We start from the raw sequence: 18,004 nt of genomic DNA, 5'->3' as shown, positions 1-18,004 counted from the left end.
CTACAGCATTTCGTTGATGATATCGACGATCTCGTCGCCGTAGGAAACCAGTTTCTTTTCGCCGACGCCCGACACGCCGCGCAATTGCTCGAGCGACGTCGGTTTGACCTTGGCGATCTCGCGCAGCGTCGCATCCTGGAACACGACATAAGCCGGCACGCCGTGCGTACGCGCGGCGCCCATGCGCCAGGAACGCAGGCGCTCGAACAGGGCTTGTTCGGATTTCGACAGCTCCATTTCCTCGTAGCCTTTCGAGGAAGCGAAGCTACGCTTCGGCTTGACCGGCTTCTGGTACTGGCGCAGCTGCACCTTCTGCCCACCCTTTAATACGGGGCGCGCGGCGTCGGTCAGTTTTAATGAACTGTAGGCATCGTGGTCGACCGTCACCAGCCCGAGGGCAATGGTTTGGCGGACGATGGCGCGCCATTCCTGCTCGCTGCGGTCATTGCCGATGCCGAACACGGACAGGGAATCGTGGTGCCACTGGCTGATGCGGTCGGTCTGCACGCCACGCAGCACGTCGATCACGTGGCCGGCAGCGAAGCGCTGGTCGACGCGGTAGATCGCCGACAGCAGTTTCTGCACCGGTACCGTCGCATCGAAGGACACCGGCGGAATCAGGCAGGTATCGCAGTTGCCGCAGGGACCGGAGCGCTCGCCGAAATAGTCGAGCAGGCGCATGCGCCGGCAGGACAGCGTTTCGCACAGCCCCAGCATGGCGTCGAGCTTCATCGACAAGACGCGTTTGAACGTTTCGTCGGCTTCGGACTCGTCGATCATGCGGCGCTGCAAGACCACGTCTTGTAAACCATAGGCCATCCAGGCGCTGGCCGGCATGCCGTCGCGGCCGGCGCGGCCCGTCTCCTGGTAATAGCCCTCGATACTTTTCGGCAGGTCCAGGTGGCAGACGAAACGCACGTCCGGCTTATCGATGCCCATGCCGAAGGCGATGGTCGCCACCATCACGATGTTTTCTTCGCGCAGGAAGCGGGCCTGGTTGTCGGCGCGTTTCGCATGCTCCATGCCGGCGTGATAAGCCATGGCGCGGATGCCGTTCTCGTTGAGGAAGTCGGCTGTCTCTTCCACTTTTTTACGCGACAGGCAGTACACGATGCCGGAGTCGCCCGGATGCTCGGTGGTAATGAAATCGAGCAGCTGCTTGCGTCCAGTCGTCTTCTCGACGATCGAATAACGGATGTTCGGGCGGTCGAAGGAAGAAACGAACTGGCGCGCGTCATCGAGCTGCAGGCGGTGTGCGATCTCGTCGCGGGTCTGCTGGTCGGCGGTGGCCGTGAGGGCGATGCGCGGCACATTCGGAAACTGCTCGTGCAGGATCGACAGGCGAATGTATTCGGGCCGGAAATCGTGGCCCCATTGCGAGACGCAGTGGGCTTCGTCGATCGCGAACAGCGAGATGCGCGAATCGAGGAACAGGTCGAGGCAGCGCTGGGTCATCAGGCGCTCGGGCGCCACATAGACGAGGTCGATTTCCCCGGTGCGCACCAGGCGCTCGATACGCAGGGTTTCCTCGAAGGTCTGGGTCGAGTTCAGGAAGGCGGCGCGCACGCCGACCTCTTCCAGTGCATCGACCTGGTCCTGCATCAGCGCGATCAGCGGAGAGATGACGACGCCCACGCCCTCACGCAGCAGCGCGGGAATCTGGTAGCACAGCGACTTGCCGCCGCCTGTCGGCATCAGGACCAGGGCATCGCCGCCCTTGGCCACGTGATGGACGATGTCGGCCTGCTGCCCGCGGAAGGCGGGATAGCCGAACACGGTCTGCAGCACGTGCAGCGCGCGCGCCTCAATGTCCTGCTCAGTGTCGTGGACGATCGGTTCGATGTTCATCGGGTTGCTTTCGGGCTCATTCCGCCCAGTTCACCAGTCCGTAATGAGCGGTGACGAGGACGATCACGCCGAACACAATACGGTACCAGGCGAAGATCGTGAAGTCGTGCGAACTGATGTAGCGCAGGAGCCAGCGCACGCACAGGAAGGCCGACACGAAGGCGGCAAGTCCTCCGACAGCGAACATCGGCAGATCGGCCATCGACAGCAGCGCACGTTCCTTGTAGACGGAATAGACGGTCGCGGACAGCAGGGTCGGAATGGCGAGGAAAAAGGAAAATTCGGTGGCGGCCTTGCGCGACAGGCCGAACAGCATGCCGCCAATAATGGTTGCGCCGGAACGGCTGGTGCCGGGGATCAGCGCAAAGGCCTGGGCGCAGCCGACTTTAAACGCATCGAGTACCGTCATCTCGTCGACGGTCTCGACGCGGCAAGTGTGGGGCATGCCCTGCTGCTTTTCCTTCCCCTTCGGACGGCGCTCGACCCACAGGATGATCAGGCCGCCGATGATAAAGGCGAGCGCGACTGGCACCGGCTTGAACAGATGCGTCTTGATCGCGTGCGCGAAGACCAGGCCGAGCAGCGCGGCCGGGAGGAAGGCGACGACCAGGTTGATCACGAACTTCTGCTGGCGGCGTTCGCTGAACATGCCGCTCAGCACGCGCGCGATGCGTTCGCGGTACTCCCAGATCACGGCCAGCATGGCGCCGGCCTGGATCGCGATTTCGAACACTTTGACTTTTTCGCCCGTGAACTCGAGCAGGCTGCCCGCCAGGATCAGGTGGCCGGTAGAGGAGATCGGCAGGAATTCCGTGAAGCCCTCGACCAGGCCCATGATGATCGCCTTGATGGCGAGAAGAATATCCATGAATTCTTTAACGTAAGTAGCGGGGGAGTAGCGGGTGGAGAAGCTGCGCGGGGCTGAAGCTTACCACGAGCGGGGGCAGTGCCGCTGAGCCCGGAGGCGGAGAGTCCGCTATTTTCTGCCCTTAAACTTGCCCAATTAGTATGTTTCTGTTGCGTACGCGCCGTGAACACGATAGTGCGGCGCAGTGTGTCCACGGCGCCGAATCACGTGCTAGACTGATTTCATGATTCACTCTGCCGTACGACGATGAGTATTGTTGCAATCCTGGTCTTGCTGGCGGTTGCATGGTCCGCCCTTGCCATCGGACAGATTCCCAATCCCTTCCGTGCACGCACCTCCCAGGCCCGCCTGTGGCGCCGCGCCTTTCCCTCGGCCACCAAGCGCCAGATCGGCGAATTCCTCTCCCTGTTTGCCGACGCCTTTTCTTTCCGCTCTGCCGAAACCCAGAAATTCCGTCCCGACGATCAGTTGATCGGCGTGTATCGCGCTTTGCATCCGGCCAAATGGATTCCCGATGCGAGCGAAGTCGAGCGCCTGGCGAAGGAATTGCGCAAGCGCTACGGCGTGGCGCTGGACGAGATCTGGGACGAGCGCATGACGCTGGGGGCCTTGTTTGCCCAGGTGCAGCAGACCAGGCGCGGCATGGCGCACCGGGCTGCCGCCTGAATTTGATGCATACGTAAGCGCCGGCCCTTGAAGCGGCATTGTCAATACTCATCTATTGGCAATGCTGAAACAAAAGCTCAACTGGCGCCGGCCACTTTTCTATCTGCTGCTGCCAATCCTGTTCATCATGGTGTTCCTCGGCTTTCCCTTGCCGGTCGCGCCGCCGCCGAAGATCAAGCCGGGCCAGGAAATCTCGGCCACCGTGAAAAAGAAGAAGCGCAAGCGGGTGCCGGGGCTGGTGACGCAGGACGATGACGAACCCGGATGATTAACCCGGCGCCGTCGCCCGTTCCAGCTCATCGAGCCAGCGAATCGCCTGCTCGCGATTCTCCCCGCACATTTCCCTTGACGGCTGCAAGCCGCCGCAAAATGCTGGCCGCTCGGGTTTCCCGAACACGCGGCAGCGGTTGTGCTCGTCCAGCTGCACGCAGCGCACACCGGCCGGCTTGCCGTTGGGCATGCCAGGAAGCGGGCTGGTGATCGAAGGGGCGGTGCAGCAGGCACCGCAGTGGTCGCGGCAGTTCATGGGACGAATTGAGAGAGGGGACCGCGCAGTATACCGTTCCCCGCAGGCCATCACCAGCGACGCGAAGCGAAAGCGAGCGCTGCGGCCGAAGCGATCCTGCTATGGTTGGCGCACCTCGACTTCCGGAGTTTTTTGACATGGCCAGCTCGCTCAAACCCCTCAACCAGCAAGTCATCGTCATCACCGGCGCCTCCAGCGGCATCGGCCTGGCCACGGCCCAGGATGCCGCCGCGCGCGGGGCGAAACTGGTGCTGGTGGCGAGGAGCGGCGAGGTGCTGGAGGCGATTGCCGATGGGCTGGCGACGGGCGGTCATGAGGCGATCCACGTGGTGGCCGATGTCGCCGACCGGGGGCAAGTCGAGGAAGTGGCGCGGCGCGCGATCGCGCATTTCGGCCGCATCGATACCTGGGTCAATTGCGCCGGCAGCACGATCTACGGGCGGCTGGACGAGGTCCGCGAGGAGGACAGCCGGCGCCTGTTCGACATTAATTTCTGGGGCATGGTCAATGGTTCGCTGGCGGCGCTGCCGCATCTGCGCATGACGGGCGGCGCGCTGGTGAATGTCGGCAGCGAGGCATCGGAGGTGGCGATTCCGCTGCAGGGCATGTATTCGGCCAGTAAACATGCCGTCAAAGGGTTCACGGATGCGCTGCGCATCGAGGTCGCACACGTCGAGGGGGCGCCCGTCTCGATCAGCCTGATCCAGCCGACGGCGGTCGACACGCCGCTGCCCCAGCACGCACGCAATTACCTGGACCGCGAACCGAAGCTGCCTTCTCCCCAGCTCGATCCGCACCAAGTGGCCGACGCGATCCTGCAGGCGGCGACCACGCCGACGCGCAACCTGAAGGTCGGCACCATGGCCAGCCTGGATGTGGCCATGGAAAAACTGGTGCCCGGGGTGGTCGACGTGCTGTCGGTGTTCCAGGTGCCGCGCCAGCAGACGGACTCGGCGCCGCGCAACCCGGCCGGCAGCTTGTACCAGGCGGGCGGCGAGGGCCGCATCTACGGCAGCGGCAAGACGATGTAAATACCCTACGGCGGCAAGAGACGAACCCTGCTTGACTACCCCCGAGCCCGGGTCTATATTCGATGACTTAATACCAAGTTGTCGGACAGAAGCATGGAATGCCCCATTGACACCAAGCCGCGCTGGGAGCGCCGCAAGGATGCTCGTCCACAAGAGCTGCTGGCCGCCGCCATCGACCTGTTCGTCGAGCGCGGCTTTGCGTCCACTCGCCTGGAGGATGTCGCGCGCCGCGCCGGCGTCTCGAAGGGCACCTTGTACCTGTATTTCGAGAACAAGGAAGAATTGTTCAAGGCCGTGGTGCGCACCAGTATCGTGCCGGTCGTGGCCGAGGCCGAGTCCTCGATCGCCGGTTTCGATGGCCATAGCGCCGACCTGCTGCGCAAGGTGCTGATGGACTGGTGGGAACGGATCGGCGCCAATAAAGTGTCCGGCATCGGCAAGCTGGTCATGGCGGAGGCGGGGAATTTCCCGGAACTGGCCAAGTTTTATCAGGAAGAAGTCATCAGCCGCGGCACCCGCATGTTCTCCAGCATGCTCGAGCGGGGCGTCAAGCGCGGCGAGTTCCGCGACATCAATATCACCCAGATGACCCAGGTGCTGATCGCGCCGATGCTGATGCTCGTCACCTGGAAGCATTCGGTCGGTCCCTGCGAGCGCGGCGACCTCGAACCCCAGGCTTTCCTGAACACCTTCCTTGACATGGCCCTGCACGGCTTGCTGCCCGCGAGCACCCAGGCGCCCTGACGCGCATCGCTCATTGCTCATCGCTATGGCGCCGGATTCCCGGCGTTCACCCCCTCCAAACTGCAGACTGTCGCAATTTCGCCTTATCTGGATAGCATCCCGATAAGATGTGCGTCCAGAGAGCGAGTGAAATACGCTCCATGGCTGCGTTGCACCGTCTCGCCGTACTAAAGTACTGTCTTCGACGATGCGCCTTGCCCTGAAGCGTATTTCACCCGCTCTCCGGCAGTTCAACGATAAAATACGGGATTATTTCCTTTCCGCCGAGTACCAAGATGAATATCGAACAAGCCCGCTTTAACATGATCGAACAGCAGATCCGTCCATGGAACGTGCTGGACCAGGACGTGCTCGACCTGCTGCACGTGGTCAAGCGCGAACAGTTCGTGCCGCAGGGCTACCAGAACCTGGCGTTCGCCGACGTCGAGATTCCTCTGCCGGGCGGCGAAGCGATGTTCAATCCGAAGATCGAAGCGCGCATCCTGCAGGAACTGAACCTCAAAAAACACGAGAACGTGCTGGAAGTCGGCGCGGGCTCGGGCTACATGGCAGCCCTGATGGCGCACCAGGCGCGCCACGTGACGACGGTCGAGATCTCGCCGGAAATCAAGGCGCTGGCCGAACAGAACATCCAGAAAGCCGGCATCGGCAACATCAGCGTGGTCGAAGGCAATGGCGCCAACGGCTGGGAAAAGGATGCGCCGTACGACGTGATCGTCATCTCGGGCGCCCTCGAGAACCTGCCGGAAACCTTCCTGAAGCAGCTGAAAGTCGGCGGTCGCATCGCCGCCATCGTCGGCCGTGCGCCGGCCATGCAGTGCGTGCTGGTGACGCGCGTCTCGGAAGCGGCCTACGACACCGTGACCGTGTTCGAGACCAACGTCAAGCAGCTGTCGGGTGCGCCGACTCCGTCGCGCTTCACCTTCTGAGGCGATTGACATGCAACACATGACCGCGCCGGAGCTGGCGCAGCGCCTGGCGGATGAATCGAAGCCGCGTCCGCTCCTGCTCGACGTGCGCGAGAACTGGGAATTCGAGACCTGCCACATCGCAGGCTCGACCCAGATCCCGATGCACCTGGTCCCGATCCGCGCCGGCGAACTGCCGGACGATCAGGACATCGTCTGCATCTGCCACCACGGTGCGCGCAGCATGCAGGTGGCGGCTTTCCTCGAACGTAACGGGTTCGAGAACGTAACGAATTTGACGGGCGGAATACACGCCTGGGCCGTGCAGGTCGATCCGGCGATGCCGAAGTATTGATCTGTTTTCCAAACCTTGATGACTCCGACGGAGACCATAATGCAGAAACCCCTCATCGCCGTGCTGCTGGCCAGCGCTTTCGTGTCGCTCAATGCGCACGCGATCGACCTGATCCAGGTGTACCAGCAGGCCCTGGCCAACGACGCCACCTTCGCCAGCGCCCGCGCTTCGCTCGCGGCCGGCCGGGAACGCGTACCCCAGGGGCGGGCGGGGTTGCTGCCGACGGTCGGCCTGTCGGGCGCCTACACCAAGAACAACAGCGACGTCTCGCAGTTCAGCGTGTCGCAAGACGGCTTCGTCGCCGGCGGCTCCAACCTGCGCAGCAACCAGTACACCCTGGCGCTGAGCCAGCCGCTGTTCCGCTGGGACCGCTGGCAGACTTACGAGCAAAGCAAGCTGGCGCAGGCGATTGCCGAAGCCCAGTTCGCGCAGGCCCAGCAAGACCTGATCACCCGTGTGGCGCAAGCCTATTTCGACGTGCTGTCGGCCCAGGACACCCTGGAATCGACCCGCGCGCAAAAGACCGCCGTGACCGAGCAGCTCGCATCGGCCAAGCGCAACTTCGAAGTCGGCACCCAGACCATCACCGATACCCACGAGGCGCAAGCCGCGTATGACCTGGTGGTGGCGCAGGAATTCGCCGCCGTGAACGACCTGGACAACAAGCGCAGCGCGCTGCAGGCGATCATCGGCGCCGAACCGGGCACGCTGGCGCCGCTGCAAACCGGCATCACGCTGGCGCCGCCGCAGCCGGCCACGGTCGACCAATGGGTGTCCTCGGCCGAAAGCCAGAACTACGGCGTCACCGCCGCCCAGCTGTCGGTCGAATCGGCCAAGCGCGAAATCTCGAAGAGCCGCGCCGGCCACCTGCCGACCCTGGACCTGGTCGCCAGCTCCTCGCGCACCGACGTTGCCGGCCGCAGCGCCGGTTCGGGCGACACCCGCAACAACGCCATCGGCGTGCAGTGGACGGTGCCAATCTTCAGCGGCTTCGGCGTGAGCAGCCGCGTGCGCGAAACCATCGCGCTGGAAGACAAGGCGAGAAACGACCTCGAAGCGACGCGCCGCAACGCGGCCCTGCAGGCGCGCCAGGCCTTCCTCGGCGTGAACAGCGGCCTGGCGCAAGTCAAGGCGCTGCAGGCAGCCGAGGTGTCGAGCCAGTCGGCGCTCGAATCCAACAAGCTGGGTTACCAGGTCGGCGTGCGTATCAACATCGACGTGTTGAACGCCCAGCGCCAGCTGTACTCGACCCGTACCGATCTCGCCCGTGCCCGCTACAACACGATCCTGAACGGCCTGCGCCTGAAGGCCGCGTCCGGCTCGCTGCGCGAAGCCGATCTGGTGCCGGTGAACAACCTGCTGCAAAAGTAAGCGTGCACATAAAATTTGCATCCTGAGATCAGGATGCAAATAAACGACGGCGCCCTTGCACGGCGCCGTTTTCTTTTCGCGATTTATTTCCGTGGACGCAGCAGCCCCAGGCCGACATTCGTATGCACGGCAATCGCGCCATCGTCGGCCACTGCCACCGCTTCCCGCAGCTCTACCCCGGACGGCAGGTTTGTTACCCGCGTATTCAGGTCGACCAGACCATAGCCGGGTCCCCATGCGACCGCGTGCAGGGGACCGGACGGCCCGGCGATGGCCGCACCGACCACCAGGCCGCCGGCGTTGATCGCGCGCGCGTCGGAAGACGAGCCGCCGTTCAGCGTGCCCAGGCTGCGCATGCTTGTGCCGTCGTGCAGGAAGGCGATCTGGCGGTCATCCGGATACATGAAAAGGTGGCCGACGACGTGGCCGCTGTCGTTGATTGCACTCGGTTCCGCCCCTTGGGCGCCGGGCAGCAGGCCGAGATCCAGCAGGGTGCCGGTGGCGGCATCGTAGCGGTAAGCGCGTATTTCCTGGCTGCCGGGCAGGCGCGTGTCCATTGCCACCTGGCCGGCCTCATTGATATCGGCGGGGTGCGACAGGCGGCCGGCCGGCCCGATGTCCTGGATCGGGGCCCCGGTGCGGGCGTCGTACAGGAACGCATGCGCCACGCCCCCGCCGGGGATGTCGGCATAGCCGACCACCTGGCCGACCGAATTCATGTCGGTCGCCCCCGAGTTGTTGCCCCCGAAGGTGCCGAGATCGCGCATGGCCATGCCGTCGTAATAGAAAGCATGCTGCCCGCCGACGCGCGTGCCGGAGAAGCCGGCGACCTTGCCGCAGGTGCTGATGACGGTGCCCTCCGATTCGGTACCGCCCAGCGAGCCCAGGTCGTGCAGGCGGCCATCGTAGAGGAAGGCGTGGGCCGCGTTGGCCTCGGTCAGGGCAAAGCCGGTCACCTGGCCGCAGCGGTTCACCGAGGACGCCCGGGCGCCCAGGCCGCCGAAGGTGCCGAGATCGATCAGGGTCCTGCCGTTATAAAAAAAGGCGCGCGGGTAGTCGGTCGCGCCCCAGATGCTGCCGGCGACCAGTCCGCCATTTGCAATACCCAGGCGGTTGATGACGCCGAAACGCGTACCGGGCAGGTTGAGTTCGGTGAAATCGTAGAGCGGGCCGAGATCGCCAAGGGGCGGCGGATCGGCGGGCGGTGCCGGGTCGGCTGGCGGTGCCGGAACGACTGGCGGCGTCGGGGCAGGCGGTGGTGCCGGCTCGACCGGCGGCGTCGGTGCAGCCGGCGATGAGGGCGCGGGGGGCGGCTGGTAGCCGCCATCGCCGCCACCGCAGCCGGCCAGCAGCGTGGCCAGTGCAAAAGCAGCCGCCGATGCGGCCAGGCGGGGCAGGGTGGATGGTTTTCCTGAACGGGAACCGAACATGGCGCGCCTCCATTGATGAGTTGGTTGACCCAGTCTAGGACGGAGGGCGCGGCCGCATTGTCGTATCGAAGAGTTTGCTTGGCGCCGGTCAAACGGATCGTTGACGGTGTGCAATGACGACTCAAAGAAAGCTTTTTAAAAAGCAAAACGGCGCCGGAGCGCCGTTTGTCCTGCCGCGCTTATGCCTGCCGCTTGCGCCACGCGATCAGCTCGGCAATCGTCAGGATCGGGAAGCCGCGCTCCTCGGCGAAGCGTTCGATGGCTTCGCCGCGCATCATGGTGCCGTCCGGATTCATCAGTTCGCACAGCACGGCGGCCGGCTGCAGGCCCGCCATGATGGAGAGGTCGACCGAGCCCTCGGTATGGCCGGCGCGTGCCAGCACGCCGCCGGGCGTGGCGCGCAGCGGGAACACGTGGCCCGGACGCACCAGGTATTCCGGCTTCGCGTCAGGCGCGATGGCGGCGCGGATGGTGGTGACCCGGTCCTGGGCCGAGACGCCGGTCGTGACGCCGTCGCGCGCCTCGATCGAGACCGTGAAGGGCGTGCCGTAACGGCTGCCGTTCTCGGGCGCCATCGGCGGCAGTTCCAGCGTGCGCACCTTGTCGGCCGACAGGCACAGGCAGACGATGCCGCTGCATTCGCGGATCATCAGGGCCATCGTCTCGACGCTCAGTTTTTCGGCGGCGACGATCAGGTCGGCTTCGTTCTCGCGGTCGAAGTCGTCAAGCAGGATGACGGGGATGCCCGCCCGGGTTGCGGCCAGTGCTGCTTCGATGCGGCCGTCCAGGTCAGGACTGTAGAGAGTGTAAGTGTTGACTAACATGTGAAACGCTCCTCGCGGTCAGTTGGCGAAAAACGCATCAGGGCAAGCGAAGGCACGCACGGAACACGGCAGCCGGCCACAGGCAGGCTTGTGCTCCAAGCGCAATAACGCACATCTTCTTTCATCCGGACTATGACCGTCGGCTCTGGCATCTGACCAGATCTGCTGACCCTGTTCTCGGGAGAGAACAGGCGCTCGCGGGCTCGACCGTTGCCGGTCCTACCGCCGGTGGGGAATTCCACCCCGCCCCGAAGACGTATTTGTGTTGCCTGGAAATCAGGCTCGCCGATTGTAGCAGCATCGTGGGGATGCTGCCGGGCAGGACTTAGTTGTTCAGGCCGCCTGCAGGCTGGTCATCACGGCGCTGGATGAACTCGATCTTGTAGCCGTCCGGATCGGTGACGAACGCGATCACGGTGGTGCCGCCCTTGACCGGGCCCGGCTCGCGCGTGATGTTGCCGCCGGCGGCGCGCACGGCCTCGCAGGTGGCGTAGATGTCTTCGGCCGAGATGGCGATGTGGCCATAGGCGGTGCCCATGTCGTAGCTCTCGGTGCCGTAGTTGTAGGTCAGCTCGAGCTCGGCGTGCTCGGGATTGCTGCCGTAGCCGAGGAAGGCGAGCTTGTACTTGTATTCGGGATTGTCGCTGGTGCGCAGCAGTTTCATGCCGAGCACCTTGGTGTAGAAGTCGATCGAACGGTCGAGGTTGCCGACGCGGAGCATGGTGTGCAGGAAGCGCATGGTTTGTCTTTCTTGATGAATCGGAAAGCTGGAATTTTATGCGGTGGAGGGAAATCCTGCTGACCGCTGCATGCGAACGTGCGTGAACGCGTGGAGTGATGCGGGCTAAATGCCCGCATCACGCGTAGCGGCAAAGCCGTCCACCCTACATTTATTGAAACTCAGTTCTCCAGGCGCGAAGTCAGGGTGATCTCGGCATTCAGGAGCTTCGACACCGGGCAGTTTTCCTTGGCGGTGTTGGCTGCCTGGTCGAAGGCTTCCTGGCTGGCGCCGGGAATCTTCGCGACCAGGTCCAGGTGGACGGCGGTAATGCTGAAACCTTCTCCCTGCTTTTCCATCGAGACGGTGGCCGTCGTACGAAGTTCCTGCGCGGTCATGCCGGCCTTGCCCAGCTGGCCGGAAAGGGCCATGGTGAAGCAGCCGGCGTGAGCCGCGCCGATGAGTTCTTCCGGGTTGGTTCCAGGGCTATCTTCGAAGCGGGTATTGAAGCCATACGGCTGCTCTTTCAACGCACCGCTGCCGGTCGATACGGCGCCCTTGCCGTCTTTCAAACCGCCGCTCCATACGGCGCTGCCATTACGTTTGATGGTCATGGTTTCTTTCCTTGGTTATTGTTGCCCGACGCGAGGCGCGCTGCATCGTGGTCGCGCATCGAGTCGTGGCGGTCGGGTTGTGGATTGGCCTGGCCGGTGGCGCCGGCCTTCGGATCGACGGCTTCGCTGATACCGGGCGTGTTGCGCAGGTCGGTGTCGACCAGGCCTTGCTGCAGGTCTTCGGCGGCCTGTTTCATGATGCCGCGCGGTTCCTGGTCCTGGCCGTCGGGCGATTCGTCGCGCTCGTGCGGCTGGCGCTTGACGCCGTCGTTTTCGATCTTCGCATCGGTGTTGACGAAGCGATCTTTGGTTTCGATAACCATGGTGTTCTCCTCTGCTGACTCTTGTATGAATCCTAACGTGTCGCTTCCAGGCCAGTCGCGCAATTGGATGATGCTTTTTTGCAATTATCTAGTTACCATGATGGTTTCGTATCCTTGCCGGACGCCGCCGTGAAAAACGACCTTCAGTTGTCCCATGCCGACATCGCCTGCCCGAACTGCGGCACCGTCATTGCCGGCAAGTTCTGCCAAGGGTGCAGCCAGCCGGCGCACCTGCACGTGCCGAGCGCGCGCGAATTCCTGCACGAATTCATCGCCCATTACGTGGCGCTGGAAGGCAAGCTCTGGAAGTCGGTGGCGCTGCTGCTGTTCCGGCCAGGACGATTGACGCGCGACTACATCGAAGGCAAGCGCGTGCGCTATGTCGAGCCGCTGCGCCTGTACCTGAGCTTCAGTATTATTTTCTTTGCGATCTTCAAGCTTGGCGGAGTCCATTTGGGCGATGGCACAGCGGATGCCCCTTCCGCAGGGAAGGCGGAGGTATCGGTGCAGCAGACGGCAGGCACGCCACGGAACGCCACTGTTGAAGCGGCAGCGCGTGCGAGGGAGCAGGCAAGGCAGCAGGAAAGGGAAGAGCGGCGCCGCGCTCGCCCGAAGAACCAGGACGGAGACGTGATCACACTCGACGAAGGCGATGACGCCAAGGCCGAGAAATTCGCGGCCTCGATCCATCCGGCACTGGGCAAAAAGGTCGCGCACTTCTTTCAATTGCCGGAGAAGGAGCGCAAGGACGCGCTGCTGCGCGCCCTGTCGAGCTACACCCCGTATGCGATCTTCGCGCTGATGCCGGTGTTCGCGGCACTGCTCAAGCTGCTTTATCTCGGCTCGGGCCGGCGTTATGGCGAGCACCTGCTGTTCGCGCTGCACACGAATGCCTTTGCCTTCCTGGCGCTGAGCTTGTGGCTGCTGGTGCCGGACGTTGTGCCCCTGGTCGGGTTCGGGCTCTGGGTATGGCTGGTGTTCTACCTGCCGACTGCGATGCGCAAGGTGTATGGCGGCTCGCGCCTGCTCACCGCGCTGCGCTGGATCGTGCTGATGACCTTGCACCTTTTCTGTATCGCTATGGCGATTGCCGCCGCCGCGGCATTGGCCGTGATCGCCTGATCTTGCGGTATCACAGCCCTCGCATCTATACTGTGCATCTGTACAGTATTTGATGCGCGGCCGGGTGGCAGCGGCTGGGATTATCGGTTAATCTCCCCCGTGTTCGCCCACCCTTCGCCGAGAGACCTTATGCCCGTAACACCCGAATCGCAATCGATCATCGCGCTGGTGGTGCGGCAAAATACAGCCGGCATCGAAGAGCCGGTGGCGAGCATCGTCGCCTTCCTGCAGCAGGCCGGGCACCGCGTCGTCTTCGAAGCCGACACGGCCGCCCACCTCGGCATGCCGGAAGTCGAATCCATGACTGTCGCCGAGATCGGCGAGCAAGTGCCGCTGGTCATCGTCATGGGCGGCGACGGCACCATGCTCGGCATCGCGCGCCAGCTCGCCAAGTACGACATTTCCCTCATCGGCATCAACCTCGGCCGCCTCGGTTTCATTACCGACATTCCGGTCGAGCGCATGCTGCCGGCCCTCGAGGAAATCCTGCAGGGCAAGGCGCGGGCCGAAAAGCGCACCCTGCTCGAAGGGCGCGTGATGCGCGCCGGCGAAATGATTTATTGCGGCGTGGCGGTGAACGACGTCGTCGTCGCCCGTGGCAGCGGCGCCGGCATGGCGGAATTGCGCGTCACCGTCGACGGCCACTTCATGTACAACCAGCGCTCGGACGGCCTGATCGTCTCGACGCCGACCGGCTCCACGGCGTATGCGCTGTCGGCCGGCGGCCCGTTGCTGCATCCGAGTTTGCAGGGCATCGTGCTGGTGCCGATCGCGCCGCACGCGCTGTCGAACCGCCCGATCGCCATTCCCGACACCAGCGAGATCGTGGTCGAAATCGTCAGCGGCCGCGACATTTCGGTGAACTTCGATATGCAAACCTTCGCGTCGCTGCAGCATGGCGACGAAATCGTCATCTCGCGTTCGCCGAACACCATCACCTTCCTCCATCCGGAAGGCTGGAGCTACTACCACACGCTGCGCGAAAAGCTGCACTGGCACGAATACCCGTCGAACGACGGCAAGCTGAAGTAAAACTATTCCAAACCCCCGGGAGACTCCTTTTTTCATGCTGCGCACACTGACCATCCGCGACTTCGTCATCGTCGACGCCATCGAACTCGAATTCGCCCGCGGCTTCTCGGTTTTCACCGGCGAGACCGGCGCCGGCAAATCGATCCTGATCGATGCGCTGCAGCTGGCCCTGGGCGGGCGCGGCGAAGCGAGCATGGTGCGCGAAGGCGCGGCCAAGGCCGACATCAGCGCCGACTTCGCACTCACGGATGCGGCCATCAGCTGGCTCGAACAGAACGAGTTCGCCGTGGAAGAGGGCGGAGCGCTGCTGCGCCGCGTGATCGACAACGCCGGCCGCTCGAAAGCCTATATCAACGGCATCGCCGCCACCGCCGGCCAGTTGCGCGAGCTGGGCGAGATGCTGGTCGACATCCACGGCCAGCACGCGCACCAATCTCTGTTGAAATCCGACGCCCAGCGCGCCCTGCTCGACAACCAGATCGCCGTGCGCGACCCAAGCGCCGCTGCGGAAGCGCAGGAAGTCGCCGTCGCCTGGCGCGCCTGGCGTGCGCTGTCGCGCCAGCGCGAGGAATACGAAACCAACGCGAAGAACGTGCTGATCGAGCGCGAGCGCCTGGAATGGCAGGTGAGCGAGCTCGATAAACTGGCGCCGAAAGCGGGCGAGTGGCTTGAAATCACCAACGAGCACAGCCGCCTGTCGCATGCCGCCAGCCTGATCGAAGGCGCGCAAGAGGCGCTGGCCGCGATCTCCGAATCCGACCACCCGATCCTGTCGCAGCTGTCCTCGCTGAATACCAAGCTCGGTAAGCTGGTCGACGTCGACGCCGAACTGCAGGCGGTCCTCGACTGCATGGAACCGGCGCGCATCCAGCTGCAGGAAGCGGTGTACGCATTGAACAGCTACATTGACAAGGTCGAACTCGACCCGGCCCGCCTGCGCGAAGTCGACGCGCGCATGGACGCGCTGCACAGCGCTTCGCGCAAGTACCACGTGACGCCGGAAGAGCTGCACGAAGAACACGCAACCCTCGCCGCCAAGCTGCGCCAGCTGGCCGATGCCAGCGACATGGAAGGTCTCAAACGCCAGGAAGCCAAGGCCGAAGCGGCCTACCGCAAGGTGGCCGAGCGCCTCTCGAACCGCCGCATGCATGCCGCCCGCGCGCTGAGCGAGCAGGTGACGCAAGCCATGCAGGAACTGAGCATGGGCGGCGGCCGTTTCGAGGTCGCGCTGAATCCGGGCGAACCGGGCGCGCACGGCCTCGAGGTCGTCGAGTTCCTGGTGGCGGGCCACGCCGGCGTCGCCCCGCGTCCGCTCGCGAAAGTCGCCTCGGGCGGCGAACTGGCGCGTATCTCGCTCGCGATCTCCGTCATCACCTCGAACGCCACCACCACGCCGACCCTGATCTTCGACGAGGTCGACAGCGGCATCGGCGGCGGCGTCGCCGAAGTGGTGGGGCGCCTGCTGAAGCGCCTCGGCCAGGAGCGGCAAGTGCTGTGCGTGACCCACTTGCCGCAGGTGGCGAGCCAGGCGAACCAGCACTTCCAGGTGGCCAAGGGAACGACGGGCGAAGGCCGTACCGTGTCGCGCATCGAGGTCCTCAACAACCGGGCACGCGTGGAGGAGGTGGCGAGGATGCTGGGCGGGATCGAGATTACGGAGACGACGCGCAAGCATGCGCGGGAGTTGCTGGCGTCATAGCTCCGGTACATGCGTGCGGTGGAATGTCCGCTATCGGCCAAAGGCCGATGGCTCGTTTGCTGCGGCTTGGTTTGATGATGATGCGTACTTGTGGAACGATGACCGCCTTTCATTGGCTGCGCCGCTTACAGAAGCATGGGTGCCGCCATCACTCAAGTTGCACCGCCCAGAGCAGGGGGCGACTAGCGTTCTCTTCAATCCCAACGCACTTGCCGTATCTTCTGCCTTGAAGGGAGCACTTGCATCATTCGTTGAACTCGAATTCTTACCGATCTGCATTGAGGGGCATGGCGAGTTCCATATCATGCGGACCGTGGCGACCATCGAGCTACCTGCCGATAGCAGGGCCCGTATCGCACCTCCACCAAGCGAAAATCTTGTGCAAATCGATGCCTTCCCAAGCTCATTCGAGTCCAAGCATGCATTCTTCCGGGTGCTTCACCCTCCTGGCTCTCCTGCTGGCAGAGCAGGCCGGACCACCCGGACGATGTATGCCAATGATACCGGTGCCCATGCTATCGAAAGACATGCGGCTGGCTACCTCACAGTCACAAAGATGCCAAGCAATTGAGCGGAGCATTTTGCGACGTCCGCTTCGGAACGATTCCAGACGTTCGTAACACTCCGAGAGATTTTTCGGCCTGGCAACATGCTATTCTCCCCCGATTGTCTGCAATCGGCCAAAAGCGGTCGTTCCGCAGTTATCCTTTCTGCACTCGGCTAATCAATTATCCATCGAGGGCACAATGGCATCTTTGCTACATGAAGTCTGGGAAGATGAAGACGGAGTATCGGTCTTCGTGTCTGACGGAAGGCCGCAGCAATTTGTAAAGAACGATGCCCGCTTAGTCGCCACGTTTGAAGCATCGTCCTGGACAGAAGCCATGTCAAAGTATTACGAAATGTACGATCTCGGAGTGTACAAGCCCTTTGCTTCATCCTCAGAACTCTACTCTGAGGAGTTAAGAGCGCACCAAATCGAGCAGTTAAACGCGATCAAAATAGAGGGCGGCTAGAGTTAAGCTTAGGCACGTCCGCTATGTCCGCTTCGGGTCGGAAGCAGACGCAACCGAACGACCGCAACCGGCCAGGAGCGGACATACCTGCGACAGGATGACATGAATGGAACAACGATCTGTAGGCGATATCGAAGGACCTTGGATAGAGCCGGAATTCGATTCGAATCTGATCCGGCGATGCCGTGAAAATTGGGCAGTTTCCATAGGCCAGGTGGCAAACGGTGTGCTTGCGACCTTCATTCGACAGCGAGTAGGTCTCTCGATTGTCGTGCCAGAAGCGAAGTGCAGGATTGAGGCTCGCTACGACGACGACAGCGAGATGTACGACGGGGAGCTTGCAGCAGCCCTAGCTGACCTATCGTGATGAAGGTCTGCTCTGGGTCGTGGGCTGCCGTTGGCTGTGACGGTGTACCATCCCACGCGTGCCTAGCCAGCCGTTCCTGATGCGATCGACAACCGAAAGGTGAGAACTTTTGTGAGCGTGTGAAGAATCCAGGCATTCCCACGGCCATTACTTTGTCCAAAGTGGGAAATGGTGTCTGTTTTTGCTGCGGAAGTCCCGCATCATATGCGGAAAACTGCTAAACCCACGCTGTTCTGCCCAATCTTTTCCTGGAGCACTCACAAAAACTCTCACCTTTCGAGGGTGTAGAACGATCCCGCTACCCGTGCGTAAGCACTTGACTCTACAGATCAATGACCACCGACCGCAAACGACCCGAAGCAATGGGATGGACTCCTCCTCCCCCTGAGGGCACGCAAGTGCCAAACTGGAGTTCCCACACTACCGGTTTAGGAAGAAGGAGTCCGTCATGAAGATTATCCGCGTTGGGGTCGACTTGGCAAAGAATGTCTTTCAGCTGCACGGCGTAGATCGTTCAGAAAAGACGGTCTGGCGGCGCAAGC

At 62.9% G+C, this 18,004-nt stretch carries 20 protein-coding genes, 1 pseudogene and 1 riboswitch; of the genes and pseudogenes, 12 read left to right on the top strand and 9 right to left on the bottom strand.

Translation table 11 applies throughout. The features are described 5' to 3' along the window. Both recQ and C2862_RS19920 read right to left on the bottom strand, forming a co-directional pair. Positions 1–1,848, bottom strand: a complete 1,848-nt coding sequence (gene recQ / locus C2862_RS19925; protein WP_136221891.1) for a DNA helicase RecQ — start codon at positions 1,846–1,848, stop codon at positions 1–3. Positions 1,849–1,864: 16 nt separating this feature from the next. After that, positions 1,865–2,716: an undecaprenyl-diphosphate phosphatase gene (locus C2862_RS19920; protein WP_136221890.1), complete on the bottom strand. Its 852-nt coding sequence runs from the start codon at positions 2,714–2,716 to the stop codon at positions 1,865–1,867. 246 nt (positions 2,717–2,962) lie between these two features. Between C2862_RS19920 and C2862_RS19915 the strand changes: the two genes are divergently transcribed. Both C2862_RS19915 and C2862_RS19910 read left to right on the top strand, forming a co-directional pair. Beyond that, entirely contained in the window at positions 2,963–3,382 is a 420-nt protein-coding gene (locus C2862_RS19915; RefSeq protein WP_136221889.1) for a hypothetical protein, read from the top strand. Between the two features lie 61 nt (positions 3,383–3,443). Next, on the top strand, positions 3,444–3,650 hold the full coding sequence (locus tag C2862_RS19910) for a hypothetical protein (RefSeq protein ID WP_136221888.1): 207 nt from the start codon (positions 3,444–3,446) through the stop codon (positions 3,648–3,650). On the opposite strand, the gene C2862_RS19905 is transcribed toward C2862_RS19910, so the two are convergent. Further along, positions 3,651–3,908 (bottom strand): YkgJ family cysteine cluster protein, encoded by a 258-nt coding sequence (locus C2862_RS19905; RefSeq protein WP_136221887.1) that lies wholly within the window; start codon positions 3,906–3,908, stop codon positions 3,651–3,653. 137 nt (positions 3,909–4,045) lie between these two features. Here C2862_RS19905 and C2862_RS19900 point away from each other — a divergent pair, with 137 nt between their 5' ends. The 5 genes from C2862_RS19900 (at position 4,046) to C2862_RS19880 (ending at position 8,317) form a co-directional block, all read left to right on the top strand. Beyond that, positions 4,046–4,939: an SDR family oxidoreductase gene (locus C2862_RS19900; protein ID WP_136221886.1), complete on the top strand. Its 894-nt coding sequence runs from the start codon at positions 4,046–4,048 to the stop codon at positions 4,937–4,939. Positions 4,940–5,032: 93 nt separating this feature from the next. After that, on the top strand, positions 5,033–5,683 hold the full coding sequence (locus tag C2862_RS19895; protein WP_136221885.1) for a TetR/AcrR family transcriptional regulator: 651 nt from the start codon (positions 5,033–5,035) through the stop codon (positions 5,681–5,683). Between the two features lie 275 nt (positions 5,684–5,958). Beyond that, positions 5,959–6,612, top strand: coding sequence for a protein-L-isoaspartate O-methyltransferase (locus tag C2862_RS19890; RefSeq protein ID WP_136221884.1), 654 nt, complete (start codon positions 5,959–5,961; stop codon positions 6,610–6,612). A gap of 10 nt (positions 6,613–6,622) precedes the next feature. Continuing rightward, positions 6,623–6,946 (top strand): rhodanese-like domain-containing protein, encoded by a 324-nt coding sequence (locus tag C2862_RS19885; RefSeq protein WP_136221883.1) that lies wholly within the window; start codon positions 6,623–6,625, stop codon positions 6,944–6,946. A 39-nt stretch (positions 6,947–6,985) separates the two neighbouring features. After that, positions 6,986–8,317: a TolC family outer membrane protein gene (locus tag C2862_RS19880; RefSeq protein WP_136221882.1), complete on the top strand. Its 1,332-nt coding sequence runs from the start codon at positions 6,986–6,988 to the stop codon at positions 8,315–8,317. Positions 8,318–8,400: 83 nt separating this feature from the next. Here C2862_RS19880 and C2862_RS26020 read toward each other — a convergent pair whose 3' ends face one another. The 6 genes and pseudogenes from C2862_RS26020 to C2862_RS19855 all read right to left on the bottom strand — a co-directional run bounded on the left by C2862_RS26020 (position 8,401) and on the right by C2862_RS19855 (position 12,226). After that, a complete protein-coding gene (locus tag C2862_RS26020; RefSeq protein WP_373888269.1) occupies positions 8,401–8,721 on the bottom strand; it encodes a hypothetical protein in 321 nt (106 codons plus the stop codon). 348 nt (positions 8,722–9,069) lie between these two features. Then, a pseudogene (locus C2862_RS26015) lies at positions 9,070–9,747 on the bottom strand (hypothetical protein); the annotation flags it as partial. Positions 9,748–9,926: 179 nt separating this feature from the next. Next, entirely contained in the window at positions 9,927–10,571 is a 645-nt protein-coding gene (ribB, locus tag C2862_RS19870) for a 3,4-dihydroxy-2-butanone-4-phosphate synthase (protein WP_136221880.1), read from the bottom strand. Between the two features lie 109 nt (positions 10,572–10,680). After that, positions 10,681–10,831, bottom strand: a riboswitch (FMN riboswitch). 65 nt (positions 10,832–10,896) lie between these two features. After that, complete coding sequence (gene gloA, locus C2862_RS19865; RefSeq protein ID WP_136221879.1) at positions 10,897–11,310, bottom strand: lactoylglutathione lyase; 414 nt, start codon at positions 11,308–11,310, stop codon at positions 10,897–10,899. Positions 11,311–11,471: 161 nt separating this feature from the next. Further along, a complete protein-coding gene (locus C2862_RS19860; RefSeq protein ID WP_136221878.1) occupies positions 11,472–11,903 on the bottom strand; it encodes an OsmC family protein in 432 nt (143 codons plus the stop codon). Further along, entirely contained in the window at positions 11,900–12,226 is a 327-nt protein-coding gene (locus C2862_RS19855; RefSeq protein WP_136221877.1) for a hypothetical protein, read from the bottom strand. Before C2862_RS19855 ends, C2862_RS19860 begins: the two co-directional genes overlap by 4 nt. A gap of 129 nt (positions 12,227–12,355) precedes the next feature. On the opposite strand from C2862_RS19855, the gene C2862_RS19850 reads away from it, so the two are divergent. The 5 genes from C2862_RS19850 to C2862_RS19830 all read left to right on the top strand — a co-directional run bounded on the left by C2862_RS19850 (position 12,356) and on the right by C2862_RS19830 (position 17,462). After that, complete coding sequence (locus tag C2862_RS19850) at positions 12,356–13,348, top strand: DUF3667 domain-containing protein (protein ID WP_136221876.1); 993 nt, start codon at positions 12,356–12,358, stop codon at positions 13,346–13,348. Between the two features lie 129 nt (positions 13,349–13,477). Further along, complete coding sequence (locus tag C2862_RS19845) at positions 13,478–14,380, top strand: NAD kinase (protein WP_136221875.1); 903 nt, start codon at positions 13,478–13,480, stop codon at positions 14,378–14,380. A 34-nt stretch (positions 14,381–14,414) separates the two neighbouring features. Beyond that, a complete protein-coding gene (recN, locus tag C2862_RS19840; RefSeq protein WP_136221874.1) occupies positions 14,415–16,079 on the top strand; it encodes a DNA repair protein RecN in 1,665 nt (554 codons plus the stop codon). 746 nt (positions 16,080–16,825) lie between these two features. Next, complete coding sequence (locus C2862_RS19835) at positions 16,826–17,095, top strand: hypothetical protein (RefSeq protein ID WP_136221873.1); 270 nt, start codon at positions 16,826–16,828, stop codon at positions 17,093–17,095. Positions 17,096–17,201: 106 nt separating this feature from the next. After that, a complete protein-coding gene (locus C2862_RS19830) occupies positions 17,202–17,462 on the top strand; it encodes a hypothetical protein (protein ID WP_136221872.1) in 261 nt (86 codons plus the stop codon). Positions 17,463–18,004 lie beyond the last annotated feature (542 nt).

The organism is Massilia sp. Mn16-1_5 (assembly GCF_004798585.1).
GTDB lineage: Bacteria > Pseudomonadota > Gammaproteobacteria > Burkholderiales > Burkholderiaceae_D > Telluria.
The sequence above is the reverse complement of the archived record's forward strand: the minus strand, read 5'-3'. Positions and strand labels throughout refer to the sequence as shown.